This window comes from Salinadaptatus halalkaliphilus (genome assembly GCF_006543045.1).
In the GTDB taxonomy this organism is placed as follows: domain Archaea; phylum Halobacteriota; class Halobacteria; order Halobacteriales; family Natrialbaceae; genus Salinadaptatus; species Salinadaptatus halalkaliphilus.
The window spans coordinates 190,615-203,138 of record NZ_RBZW01000003.1 but is presented as its reverse complement, the minus strand read 5'-3'; the positions used below and the strand labels follow the sequence as shown (position 1 = coordinate 203,138).

Below are 12,524 nucleotides of genomic sequence, written 5' to 3'. Positions count from 1 at the left end.
ACGATTTACCGGCGCAACCGCCGCCCGGGTCGCAGTTGCGCCGGCAATGACTTACAGTAAACCGTATCACCGCCGGGACATCGGTACAGCAATCCGTATCAGCGTTGCCCCGGACGTGCCGAACGAACACTCGCCGTGTGGCGGGCACTTCAGTTTCGACGACAGGATAGGGGAGGGATTCGACTGCTCTCGCGAGTAAAGGGTGGCTTTTTATGCCGACCGTCCGTAGGCCGGCGTATATGTTCAAGGCCATCGTGAGCGCGGAAACGCTCACCAGCGCGCTCGATTCGGTGAGCGTGCTGGTCGACGAGTGTAAGATCCACCTCGAGGAAGACGGACTCGAAATTCGGGCCGTCGATCCCGCCAACGTTGGGATGGTCGATCTCTCGCTCGACGCGGCCGCGTTCGAATCCTACGAGGCCGACGGCGGGCTGATCGGCGTCGACCTCTCCCGGCTCGAGGACATCGCCGGCATGGCTGACTCCGGCCAGCTCATCCAGCTCGAACTCGACGAAGAGACGCGCAAACTCCACATCCAGATCGACGGTCTCGAGTACACGCTCGCGCTGATCGACCCCGACTCGATCCGCCAGGAACCCGACATTCCGGATCTGGATCTCCCCGCCGAAGTCGTCCTCGAGGGCAGCGATGTCAACCGGTCGGTGACCGCCGCCGACATGGTCTCCGATCACATCGCACTCGGCGTCGACGACGCAGCGGAGTACTTCTATGTCGACGCAGAAGGCGACACAGACGACGTCCACCTCGAGTTGACCCAGGAAGACCTGATCGACCTGCAGGTGGGGCCGGCCCACTCGCTGTTTAGCCTCGATTACCTCAAAGACATGAACAAGGCCATCCCCGCCGATGCCGAAGTGACGCTGGCACTCGGCGAGGAGTTCCCGGTCAAGATCTACTTCGGCTTCGCAGAGGGACAGGGCCAGGTCACCTACATGCTTGCGCCGCGCATCCAGAGCGATTAACAGCGGATTCGAGGCCTCGAGTGAGACTGGTATCAGGCTGTCGTCGGTAGTCACTCGTTTCCAGAACGACCGTCACGCCCAGTGATCAGTACCCACGGATTTATCCGAATCGCTGTCGTCACCCTGTGCCAATGGCCACGCTCGTCGAGTTTTCCGTCCCGGCCGAGGAGTTTCCACTTGGCGAACTGTTCGCATCGATCCCCGGGAGCTCGGTCGAACTGGAGCGAATCGTGCCGACTGACGACTCGCTGTTTCCCTACGTCTGGATTCGTGGCGCCAGCCAGCACGCGGTCGAAACCGCACTCGAGCGCTCGTCGGCCACGGCCGGCTTCGAACTCGTCGACGATCTGGGCGACCGCGGCCTGCTTTATCGGACGAATTGGATTGCCGAGGAGGACGGGGTAGTAAGCGCGATTGCCGACGCCGACGTGACGCTACTATCGGCGACGGGCAAGCGAGACCAGTGGTCGTTCAGGCTTCGCATCGACGAGTACGACCAGCTGCGTGCGTTCCAGGACCGGTGTCACGACCTGGGCGTTCACATCGCGCTCTCGCGACTCCAGCCGCTCGAGCAGGTCGACGACGAACGCGACATGACGAGTGCCCAACTCGAGGCCCTCGAGCTCGCCTTTCGGGAAGGATATTTCGACGATCCGCGGCGGGCGACGCTGTCGGAACTGGCGGCCGAACTCGAAATTACGCGCCAGTCGCTCGCGGGTCGACTCCGACGAGGCCACCGAAATCTCCTCGCCGATCTGTTTCGCTATCCGGCTGGATCGGCCGAGCGAGCGACTGCATCGGTTCAAGATTGACACCAATCGAATTAGGGCCCCAACCCGTCGCAGTTAAAAATATTACATAGTAAGGATACAACCTACGTCCGACTCGAGCCTACGGGGAGTATGGTCTCCGCTGACGATGACACCGATACACCAGCTTCGGCCGACTCGAGCTACGTGACGACGTTCGATCCGAGCACCGACGATCAACCCAGCGAGCGCGTCGTCTCGGCCGTTGCCTCCCTCCGCGACGAAGATCCGCTCGAGCTCTCGCCGCTGTACGACGCCGTCGAACCAGAGGCGCTCGATGCGCTGGTCGATCACGCCAACCGCGTCGACGAGGCCGGCACACACCGACTGTGGTTCGCCTACGAAGGCTTCGATATCGGCGTCCAAAGCGACGGACAGATCGAAATCGTCGATCCGACGGCGGAATCGGCTACCTAACGCGACGGCTCGGTCTCGGCCGTCTCGAGTGCCCGATCGTGTGTCGCGAGAAAGGACAGTAACGCCTCGTTGACCCGGGGTGCATCTTCGATGTACATCGGGTGTGAGCCGCCTTCGATCGTCTCGAGTCGTGCGTCCGGAATCTTCTCGGCCAGTAGTCGGCCGTTCATGTAGGGCACGACGCCGTCGTCGGTTCCGTGGACGACCAGCGTCGGGACCCGGATCCGATCGACGCGATCGCCGATGTCGAAGGCCTGGCCGGCGGCCGCCTGTGCTTCGCGGGCCGGGTCGTCGGCGTCTTGCTCGAGTCGCCACTCGATGATGCGATCCATCAGGTGGGGGTTCCGGTTGGTGAACGCGTCGGTGAACGCGGGTCGCATACGATGACGGATCGTCTCACGCTCGCTCGCTCCGGAGGGGACGTCGAAGATGTGTTCCTGGGTCGCCTCGGGGATGGGGACGGCGTCGGGCCCGCCGTGGGTCGTACACAGTAACGACAGCGTCTGCGCCCGGTTGTACTCCAGTACGTACTGCTGGGCGATCATCCCGCCGAGACTCGCACCGACGAGGTGGACGTCACGGACGCCCGCGTCCTCGAGGACGGCCTCGAGGTCGGCGGCCATGCCCGCGACCGAATAGCCGGTGAGTTTGAGCATCACGAGTCCGCGAACTGTTCCGGGCAGCCGCGCGACGAGTGGTGGGTGACCGGCCTCCGAGCGACCGGTGCCGCGGTTGTCCGGCGCGATCACGTCGTGGCGGTCCGCGACGGCCTCGCGCTGCCAGCGCCACATCCACCGGCCGAAACCCAGTCCCTGCACGAAGACGACCGGCGCGCCGTCGCCCTCGTGCTCGTCGTACTCGTAGTAGATCGACACGCCGTCGCTCGAAGCCCGGGGCATACTCGAGTCGACGTGTCGGATCCTCTTGAAATCGACCCTTCGACGGACCGCTCCTCGAGCGTACACATCCGTCGTTGGCGTCATCCCACCCGGGAACGGGTGGGCTTTCGCCTCGCTACCGCTGTAACCCGCCATTAACTGGAATTAGGCGCTAAGTCCCCTTCCTCAAGGAGCCACGCAGGGAGCGAAGCGACCGAGTAGCGTTGACGAGAACTTCGTTCTCGTTCGCACATCAGAAATCTCCGATTTCTGAGGACGCAGTAGGGAGGGGATACAGCGCCGCACGGTTCTCATACACCCGCGACACTCGGCCCACAGGCCCACCGCCATCTTTATGTCTATCCATGGTCTATACATCGGTGATGGATAGATTTGAAATCGAAGGCGAGGAAGTCCTCGATGGAACGGCAAAACCGTCGGGCAACAGCGCCCACGTCATCGTTCCCAAACGCTGGCGCGGAGCCGACGTAAAAGTCGTCCGCATCTCCGAACCCGATTCAGACGAGTAGACTATGCAGTACAACTACAAGTATCGACTCAACCCGCCAGAAGCCCTCACCGAGACGCTTCTGAACCACGTCGATACTTGTAGGCAACTGTACAATCACGTCCTCTACCTGCTCAACGAGACAGACGACATTCCCGCCCGCTACGAGGTTCAGGGACGACTCCCCGACCTCAAAACGTGGTGGGACGACCTGACTGACGTACACTCGAAAGTCCTCCAGATGGTCGTCAAGCGCGTCTACGACAACCTCTCCACGCTCAAAGCACAGAAGGAGAACGGACGCGCCGTGGGAATGCTCAAGTGGCAACCGCCTCGGGAGTATCGGTCGCTCACCTACAACCAGTCCGGCTTCGAACTCAAGAATACGAGTGGTCGGCCTGTCTTGTGGTTGAGCAAGATCGGTGAGATACCGATTCACCTCCACCGAGACATCCCCGAGAATGCGACCATCAAACAGGTCACGGTCAAACGAGAACCCACGGGTGAATGGTACGCCACGTTTGGCATCGACGTGGAGGAAACCACGCCTGAAAAACCAGAGACGCCCGAGAAGGTCGTTGGTATCGACGTGGGGATTCTCAAGTACGCCCACGACACCGATGGGTACGCCATCGAAAGTCCCGACTTCAGCGACGAGCGCGAACGACTCGAACGCGCACAACGTGACCTCTCGCGGAAGAAACACGGCTCTGCGAATTGGGAGAAACAACGGCAGGTCGTGGCCGAACGACACGCCAATCTCAAGCGAAAGCGACGAGACTTCCTCCACAAGTTGTCGAACTACTACGCCACCGAGTACGACTTATACGGATTGCTGTAACGATTTACCGGCGAAACCGCAGACGGGTCGCGGTTTCGGCGGTAACGACTTACAGTAAACCGTATTAGTGGCTGTTGAGGACTTGGATGCGAAGGGGCTGGTCGAACTCCTTGGTAACTCACGGAATCGAGCAGGCGCGGCGTGGGGGACATTCCTTCGGATGCTCGAATACAAGTGCGAGCGTGAGGGAACGCACTTCGTCGCGGTTGACCCGAAAGATACGACGAAGGCATGCGCGTCCTGTGGTGTCAAGACGGACAAACCGCTGTGGGTTCGTGAACACTCGTGTCCCTCGTGTGGGTTCGAGGCGGATAGGGATGCGAATGCGGTCGTCAGACTACGTCTGACGGGCAGCAAAATCGCGTGCGATTTTGCGACGGCGTGGAATATTCTTTCTCGCGGTCTTGAAGATGTAGGAGTGGGTCACTCCGAATCAACGTCCTCAGAATCGGAAGATTCTGATGGGCTGCGAAAATCGCTCGGCGATTTTCGAACGCCTGTGGAGACTGCGCTCCCTGTGGACACCGTTGTGTCTGCAAAGCGTGTCGTGGAAACAGGAAGCCCCACCCTCAAGGAGCGAACCGCGTCAGCGGTGAGCGAGTAGGGTGGGGTAGTTCACTACGCGTCCCACCCAACCAGCGCGTTTATCCCGTCGGAGTAATATCGTTGTACCGATGCAGCGACTGCACGCCCGGTACCCGTTTCTCGAGGCCGCTCGCGAGGCCGTCGCCACGGCGGCGGTCGATCTGGGAACCGTGGTCGAGCGCGAGGAGGCCGTCGTCGAGCGCGCCCGACAACGCGTTATTACCGCCCTCGAGGAGGGAACCACCGGCGAACCACACCGCGACGCTCGGATCGAGTTGCTCTCGTATCCGGTCGCACGCGTCCTCGTCTCGCTGGTCGACGAACGGGTCCTCGTTCGCAAGTACGCCCGCGCCGAGGCCGACCGCGCACACGAGCAGTTCGTCGATGACCTCGAGTCGACGACGGAGTTAAAGAGCGTCGACTCGAGCGGCCTCGACCTCGCCGAACTGCTCGACGAGTTCGACCTCGCAGACGCCGTCACCGAGCGGGCCGACGGCGAGTATCGGATCGCGGTCGGCACCTACCTCCCGCTGGCCGAGGACCTGTGGGACGACGAGTGGCGACTCGTCAACCGACCGCTGACCGACGGGGAGGTGCCACTCGAGGAGACCGAACTGCGGACGCTTCTGCGGGAGGCCATCCGTTCGCGGATCGAGGACGGGCTCCCCTTCGACGTTCCCGACGCCATCGCCGACGAACTCGAGGCCGAGGTCGAGGCCGTCCGCGAGGTGCTCGCGGACCTCGAGCTCACGCGTGAGATCGATACGGTCGTCCCCGACCTCTTTCCGCCCTGCATGAAGGCCCTGCTCGACGACATTCAGAAGGGCGAACACCTGCCCCACCACTCCCGCTTTGCGATCACGGCCTTCCTGACGAGCATCGGGATGACGACCGACCAGATCGTCGACCTCTACCGGGTCAACGCCGGGTTCGGCGAGGAGATGACCCGCTACCAGACAGACCACATCGCCGGCGAAACCTCCCCGACCGAGTACTCGCCCCCCTCGTGTGCGACGATGCAATCCTACGGCGACTGCGTGAACAAAGACGATCTCTGTGAACGGATCCCTCATCCGATGGCGTACTACGAACAGCGCGTCGACGACGCCGACGAGGATGACCTCGAGGACTGGCGTGAGAACGAGGGCGAGGCGGACGGCGAGACGGCGAGCGCCGAGTGAGGCGTGCAATCTGTGACGGCCCTCACGGGAGTTGGTTACGGGGTGTCTCGCAGCGGATAGTTAGGGGTCGTCCCGTGATGGCTCGTCGGCCTGTTTCTTGATGTCCCGGAGCGTCCGTTCCTGTTCGTCGGTGGCGAGCCCGCCGGATTCGACGTGACTAGCCACATCGAATGTCAGTTCAGAAATGCAAAACGGCTGGTACCGAAGCTACGCCGTACTGCTGGCCTCAGCGTCTTCCTCGAGTCCGTCACCGGGTTCGTTCAGGATGTACGCCAGACCGATACCGACGCCGGTCAACAAGATGATAAAGCCGATGATGGCGCCGACGAGCATCTCCGCGCCGTCGGGTGTGAGGACGCTATCGTCGCTGGCGCTGTAGGTCGAACCGATGGCGATCATGGTTCCGAGCATGATCACCACTACGGAGACGGCGACGACGATTTCGATGAGCCGCTCGCGCTCGAGCATTACTACGTGCTTTCTGTGGCTGGCTCAAAAGCGCTTCGAAGGGCTCGAGCGGTCGGGAAATCTCGAGGGGGCGGCGAAACTGCTCCTCGAGACCGTCTGATACGGTTTGTTGTCCGTCAGTTCCGGCGCACCCGCGACCCGGGCGGCGGGTGTGCCGATACATCGGTACAGTAATCGGTATCAGGCCGTTGCAAGTTCGCGATCGAGTTCGCGAAGCTGTTCGATGCGTTTCTCGGTCGAGGGGTGGGTGCTAAACAGCTGGCCGACGACGCCGGACTTGATCGGGATGATGAAGAAGGCGTTCATCTCGGCCTCCTCGCGCATGTCGTCTTTCGGGACCTTATCCATCCGGCCGGAGATCTTCATCAGTGCGGAAGCCAGCGCGCCGGGGTTGCCGGTGATCGCGGCCGCACCACGGTCCGCGGCGTACTCGCGATATCGCGAGAGCGCCCGAATCAACAGATAGCTGATGATCCAGACGACCAGCGAGACGAGGATGGCGACGACGATGCCGCCACCGCCCCGGTTGCCGCCTCTGTGGCCGCCGCCGAAGAAGGCCCCGTAGCGGACGATCATGAACGCGATCGTCGAGAGGAACGAAGCGATTGTCATCACCATCATGTCCCTGTTCTTGACGTGGGCGAGTTCGTGGGCGAGCACGCCGTCTAACTCGTCCGAATCCAGCGTTCGCATGAGGCCGGTCGTCACCGCGACGACCGCGTTTTTTTGGTTGCGCCCCGTCGCGAAGGCGTTCGGGACGTCCGAGTCGATTACCGCGACATCGGGTTTCGGGACGTCGGCCTGCTGGGAGAGGCGCTCGACCGAGCCGTGTAACTGTGGATACTCGTCGGCCGAAACCTTGTTCGCACCCATGCTCCGGAGGGTTAGTTTGTCGCTGTAGTAGTACTGCACGAGCGACATACTCCCGAACAACGCGCCGAAGATGAGGAGACTGCCCGCTCCACCCGTGAGATACATCGTGAGGACGCCCGCGAAGACGATGTACAGCGCAAACAGCAGAAACATCGTCAGGAACATTCTAAATCGGAGTCCCCAGTCCGCCTGCCATTTCATACCCCCAACTACGGACGCGAGAGAGATAAGTGTCACCGACTCGACCCGCACCACATCTAGCTCACCTATCACGTCCCGAGCGGCGACGTCCGAACCCCTTCATTTCGCATGGAGACCACGTCACGTGGCAACGTCTGACGACCTCATGAAACGGCGCGTCTGACGAGTGTCTGACAGTCTCGATCGATCGTCACGTTCATCGGTCGAACCCCCTCGTTTCGCATGGAGTTCTCAGAACGTGTGATTTGCTATCACGCGTCAGTCGCTGTCGGAGTGTCACCCAGAGCGGGGTGCTTAACTCGTTAACGCTCAAACGGGGAGCAATGAGTGAGTCGCGTGCGTTCTGCCCGCGGTGTGGAGACGCGATGACCGAGCGGTCGGCGAACGACGCGAGCGGTGAGGGATCGACCGCGGACGATCCGCTCCGGCCCGGAAGCGAGGTCGACCTCTGTGAGTCGTGTTACTTCGACGATTTCGAGTTCGTCGACGCACCCGATCGGATCCACGTTCGGGTCTGTGCCCAGTGCGGTGCGGTCCACCGAGGTAATCGATGGGTCGATGTCGGTGCACAGGACTACACTGACATCGCGATCGAAGAGGTCAGCGAAGCCCTGGGAGTCCACGTCGATGTCGAAGATATCGCCTGGCAGGTCGAACCCGAACAGGTCGACGAGAACACGATCCGGATGCACTGTTACTTTACCGGGGTCGCCCGCGGAACGCCGGTCGACGAGGAGGTCGTGGTCCCCGTCAAGATCGCGCGCCAGACCTGTACGCGTTGCGGTCGGATCGCTGGCGACTACTACGCCAGCATCGTCCAGATCCGCGCCGAGGATCGGACGCCGACGAGCGAGGAGATCGATCGCGCGAAGGAGATCGCCAACACCGTGGTCGCCGAGATGGAGGCCACCGGCGACCGCAACGCCTTCGTCACGGAGATGGGTGAGGTCGACGACGGGCTGAACATCAAGGTCTCGACCAACAAGATCGGCAAGAAAATCTCGAACAAGATGGTCGAGGAGTTCGGCGGGACGATCAACGACGCCGAGACCCTGGTGACCGAGGACGAAGACGGGAACGAGGTCTACCGGGTCACCTTCGCCGTTCGGCTCCCACCCTATCCCCCCGGCGATATCATCTCCCTCGCCGACGAGGCCGACGACGGTGGCCCCGTTCTCGTCCGCAGCGCCCACGGTAACCTCAAGGGCGTCCGTATAACGACGGGCGAGCGCTACGAAGCGGGGTACGAAGACGGTGCCTCACCCGACGCCCGGAAACTCGGCGAGCACGACGACGCCGTCGAGACGACCGTCGTCACCGTCGAGGACGACAACGCCGTCCAGGTGCTCGATCCCGAGACCTACCAGGCAACGACCGTCGCCCGTCCGGACTATTTCGACCCCGATGCCGAGACGGTCCCCGTCCTGAAGAGCCGTGCCGGCTTGCACGTCCTCCCCGAGCGCAACGATGGTTGACGAGCATCGTCCCGGGGCTGACACAGCCGGGGAAGACGCACTCGAGCGCACGCTTCCGGATCCGGACGCCGACACGCCCCTGGCCGCCATCGTCGAGAAACACCGCACCGAGACGGCGATCGAGTCCCTTCGCGCGGAGGGCGTTTACGACGACTCGAGGCGGGTTCGCGAGGCGCCAAACGCGGAGCGAAGCGATTCGGAGCCCCTCGAGCGAATCGCGCTTCCGATCACCGACCCACCCGCCGAGACGCGCGTCCTCGAGGTCGTCCGACAACTCGATCCCGAGCGCCGGAGCCCGGACCTCGCGGACCGACTCGCCGAACGGGGCTGGAGCGAGGCCGACCTCGAGGCGACACCGTCGTCGTGGGCCGTCGTCGGCTCCGTGATTCTGGTGTCGATCCCCGAGGACTGTCCGGACGAGACCGCCGTTGCCGAGGCCTTGCTCGAATGTCACGGCGAGGCCGACAGCGTGCTGGCCGACGAGGGGATCGCGACCGCGGGCACGGCGGGAACCCACCGCGAGCCCCGGACGCGACTGCTCGCGGGCGAGTCGGATACCGAGACGATCCACACCGAACACGGCACGCAGTACGGGCTCGACCCGTCGACGGTCATGTTCTCGCCGGGCAACCAAGCCGAGCGCGCGCGGATGGGCGAAATCTGTGCCGAGGACGAGCGCGTCTTCGACATGTTCGCCGGCATCGGCTACTTCACGCTGCCGATGGCTCGTGCCGGCGGACGGGTGACCGCCGCGGAGATCAACCCGACGGCCTTTCGCTACCTGCTCGAGAACGCTGTCCTGAACGATGTCGGCGATCGGATCGACGCCTACATGACCGACTGTCGGGACCTCGTAACTGATCTCGAGGCCGATCGGGTCGTGATGGGGTACTACGGCAGCGGCGACGGACGTGACGAGTCGGCCGCTTCCGACACCGTCGACGACCACGGCACCCGCACCGGCGAGGCCCACGAGTTCCTGCCCGCGGCCCTCGAGGCGCTGGCTCCCGGCGGCGTTGTCCACTACCACGAGGCGACGCCCGAGTCGCGGCTGTGGGAGCGCCCGCTCGAACGACTCGAGACGGCCGGCGAGCACGCGGGTCGTGAACTGGCTATACTCGAGAAACGCCGCGTCAAGAGCCACAGTGCGGGCGTTTCCCACGTCGTCGTCGACGCCCGATTCGAGTAGTCGCGGCTCGCCAGCAGCGCGCCGTCAGCGCTCGAACACAGAAAAGCGCCGGTCGGTCGTGACATTCATGCTCCCGGAGGCTGTGCGGTCACGTATGGACAGAAACCAGATCATCGCTGTCGTCTTCGCAGGCCTCATGGCCACCTCGATGATCGCCTGGGGCGGACTGGCCGCGCTGTAACGCGATCACTCTGTCTCCCAGACGTCGGCCAGCGGACTCGAGGTGCTCGACGACCGCCGCGAGCGCCGACGCGTTCGTGATCGACCGCGTTGGCCCTCATCGTTGCTCTCGCTCCCGGACGATCCCGACTCGCCGAGTGCCGCCTGGGGATCGAACGCCGGGAGATCCGGCTGGCTCATCCGATCGACCTGCGCTTCGAACCAGTCCGGCATGTCGGTTCGGGCGCGCTCGAACAGATCCAGCAGACTCGAGTCCGCGAGGTAGGTCGCGCCGTAGTCGTCGGGCGCGCGGACGACCCGGCCACAGCCCTGGATGATCGTTCGCAGGGCCGCCCGGTAGTACCACGCCCACTGGCCCTCCTCCAACCGGTGGGCGACGCGGGAGTCGCCAGTGTTGAGGAAGGGGGCCTTACACAGCACCTGCCACCGGCAGAGGTCGCCCTTGAGATCGAGCGCTTCTTCCATCTTCACCGAGAGGAAGATGTCGGGGTCGCCGCTGGCTTTCCAGGCCTCTAAGGCGTCGTCGCGGCCGTCTCGGTCGTGGACCCGGACGCGGTCGCCGACGCCGAAATCACGCAGGAGGTCGGCGAGTTGCTCCTGGATATCGTAGGAGTGGGCGTGGATCAACCCCTTCTCGTCGGGGTGGTGGGCCATCAGACGGACGATCGTTCGGGCGATCTTCGGGATCGTCTCCGAGCGTTCCTCGAAGGTCATCTTCCCCTGTGTCACGTCGTACAGCGGCCGATTCTCGACGGGGAACGTGTGACCGACGTCAACCAGCGCAACGTGGTCTGGGTTCAGGCCGACGTGACGACAGAACGCCTCCTTGTTGAGGATCGTCGCCGACAGCAGCGCGAACTTGTTGCCCCGATCCCAGACGGTGTGGGCGAGGTACTTCTCGGGGTTCATCGGCTTGATGGTCAGTGGCCCGCCCTGCTCGTCGCCTTCGTCGCCGTCCCCTCGAGAATCGGCCTGCTGGGGTTCCGACTGGTCGACCAGCCAGGTCGTCGGGCTCTCGGGGTCGCGAAAATCCGAGACGAACCACTCGAGTTCACCGATGAGTTCCTGGAGGCGGTCGCGTTCGCGCACCTCGGCGGGAGACAGCGACTTCTGGGCGAGCAGGTCGTCCTTTCGGCGGCCACACGTCTGGGCGAGGTTCTCGGCGTAGCGGACCGCGCGTTCGATGCTGTCGATATCGGGGACCCGAAGGTCGTTCCAGAAGGGAACCGACCGGGGGTCGAGCTGGATCGTCGCGTACATCTCGGCCCACTCGGCGAGGCCGTGGGCCTCGTCGATGACCACGACATCGCGCTTTCGAAAGACCTCGCTGCCAGCGGTTTGCATGAAATACGCCAGCGTCATCGCCGCGATTTCTCGGTTCGAGGCGATGGCGCGATCCGAAAAGTACGGACAGCGATGCTTGACCGAGCAGTCGTAGCCCCGCTCGCGAACGCAGGGGGCCTGGTTGACCGGCGTGTTTCGCTCCTGGGGGAGGATGCAAGTGTAGTTCGATTTCCCGCGGATGACGTTCAGATCCGAGAGCAGATCGTCCGACGCCACGTCGTCTAACTGCGAGACCTGCGGCGTCGTGTAGTAGGCACCCGACGCCTCGCTCGGCTCGGCCGCCTCGATCGTACGGGCACAGCCGGCGATGGCTCGAGCGAGCAGCGACTTGCCGCTGCCCGTCGGCGCGCGCACGAGGACGACGTCGTTGCCGGCCGCGAAGGCGTCGCGAATGTCGCGGAGGGCCCGCTCCTGGTTTCCGCGGTAACTGGGGGCGGGAAAGGCCTCGAAGATCCGGTCGGGGGTCACCGTTCGTTGCACGGAGCGGGGTCGTCCTAAAGGCTACGGAGCGTCGCGCTCGCTGAACGAGCGTGGTTTCGCCACGTTCGATACGTCGGCCTCTACGTGATTTCGAAGGCGTAGGCGACACTTA

The 12,524-nt window shown here is 63.3% G+C and carries 11 protein-coding genes and 1 pseudogene; 8 read left to right on the top strand and 4 right to left on the bottom strand.

Annotation, left to right across the window (positions count from 1 at the left end; all coding sequences use genetic code 11):
* Positions 1-239 precede the first annotated feature (239 nt).
* The 3 genes from D8Y22_RS01065 (at position 240) to D8Y22_RS01055 (ending at position 2,209) form a co-directional block, all read left to right on the top strand.
* Complete coding sequence (locus D8Y22_RS01065; protein WP_141462700.1) at positions 240-983, top strand: DNA polymerase sliding clamp; 744 nt, start codon at positions 240-242, stop codon at positions 981-983.
* Positions 984-1,114: 131 nt separating this feature from the next.
* A complete protein-coding gene (locus D8Y22_RS01060; RefSeq protein ID WP_141462699.1) occupies positions 1,115-1,795 on the top strand; it encodes a helix-turn-helix domain-containing protein in 681 nt (226 codons plus the stop codon).
* 90 nt (positions 1,796-1,885) lie between these two features.
* Complete coding sequence (locus D8Y22_RS01055; RefSeq protein WP_141462698.1) at positions 1,886-2,209, top strand: HalOD1 output domain-containing protein; 324 nt, start codon at positions 1,886-1,888, stop codon at positions 2,207-2,209.
* On the opposite strand, the gene D8Y22_RS01050 is transcribed toward D8Y22_RS01055, so the two are convergent.
* Positions 2,206-3,108 (bottom strand): alpha/beta fold hydrolase, encoded by a 903-nt coding sequence (locus D8Y22_RS01050; protein ID WP_141462697.1) that lies wholly within the window; start codon positions 3,106-3,108, stop codon positions 2,206-2,208. The two genes, D8Y22_RS01055 and D8Y22_RS01050, sit on opposite strands and share 4 nt — an antisense overlap.
* 362 nt (positions 3,109-3,470) lie before the next feature.
* On the opposite strand from D8Y22_RS01050, the gene D8Y22_RS01045 reads away from it, so the two are divergent.
* The 3 genes and pseudogenes from D8Y22_RS01045 to priL all read left to right on the top strand — a co-directional run bounded on the left by D8Y22_RS01045 (position 3,471) and on the right by priL (position 6,202).
* Positions 3,471-3,617: a DUF2080 family transposase-associated protein gene (locus D8Y22_RS01045; protein ID WP_394348178.1), complete on the top strand. Its 147-nt coding sequence runs from the start codon at positions 3,471-3,473 to the stop codon at positions 3,615-3,617.
* A 3-nt stretch (positions 3,618-3,620) separates the two neighbouring features.
* A pseudogene (locus D8Y22_RS01040) lies at positions 3,621-5,040 on the top strand (RNA-guided endonuclease InsQ/TnpB family protein).
* 70 nt (positions 5,041-5,110) lie between these two features.
* Entirely contained in the window at positions 5,111-6,202 is a 1,092-nt protein-coding gene (gene priL / locus D8Y22_RS01035; RefSeq protein ID WP_141462695.1) for a DNA primase regulatory subunit PriL, read from the top strand.
* Between the two features lie 207 nt (positions 6,203-6,409).
* Here the strand turns inward: priL and D8Y22_RS01030 are convergent, their stop codons facing one another.
* The gene (locus tag D8Y22_RS01030; protein WP_141462694.1) at positions 6,410-6,670 is read right to left on the bottom strand and encodes a DUF7472 family protein; all 261 of its coding nucleotides are present in this window, start codon (positions 6,668-6,670) and stop codon (positions 6,410-6,412) included.
* Between the two features lie 180 nt (positions 6,671-6,850).
* Complete coding sequence (gene htpX / locus D8Y22_RS01025; protein WP_141462693.1) at positions 6,851-7,744, bottom strand: zinc metalloprotease HtpX; 894 nt, start codon at positions 7,742-7,744, stop codon at positions 6,851-6,853.
* A gap of 323 nt (positions 7,745-8,067) precedes the next feature.
* Here htpX and D8Y22_RS01020 point away from each other — a divergent pair, with 323 nt between their 5' ends.
* Positions 8,068-9,219, top strand: a complete 1,152-nt coding sequence (locus tag D8Y22_RS01020) for a 60S ribosomal export protein NMD3 (protein ID WP_141462692.1) — start codon at positions 8,068-8,070, stop codon at positions 9,217-9,219.
* Positions 9,212-10,408, top strand: coding sequence for a class I SAM-dependent methyltransferase (locus tag D8Y22_RS01015; protein ID WP_141462691.1), 1,197 nt, complete (start codon positions 9,212-9,214; stop codon positions 10,406-10,408). The genes D8Y22_RS01020 and D8Y22_RS01015 overlap by 8 nt, the downstream gene beginning before the upstream one ends.
* Positions 10,409-10,594: 186 nt before the next feature.
* Here D8Y22_RS01015 and D8Y22_RS01010 read toward each other — a convergent pair whose 3' ends face one another.
* On the bottom strand, positions 10,595-12,400 hold the full coding sequence (locus D8Y22_RS01010; RefSeq protein ID WP_141462867.1) for a helicase C-terminal domain-containing protein: 1,806 nt from the start codon (positions 12,398-12,400) through the stop codon (positions 10,595-10,597).
* Positions 12,401-12,524 lie beyond the last annotated feature (124 nt).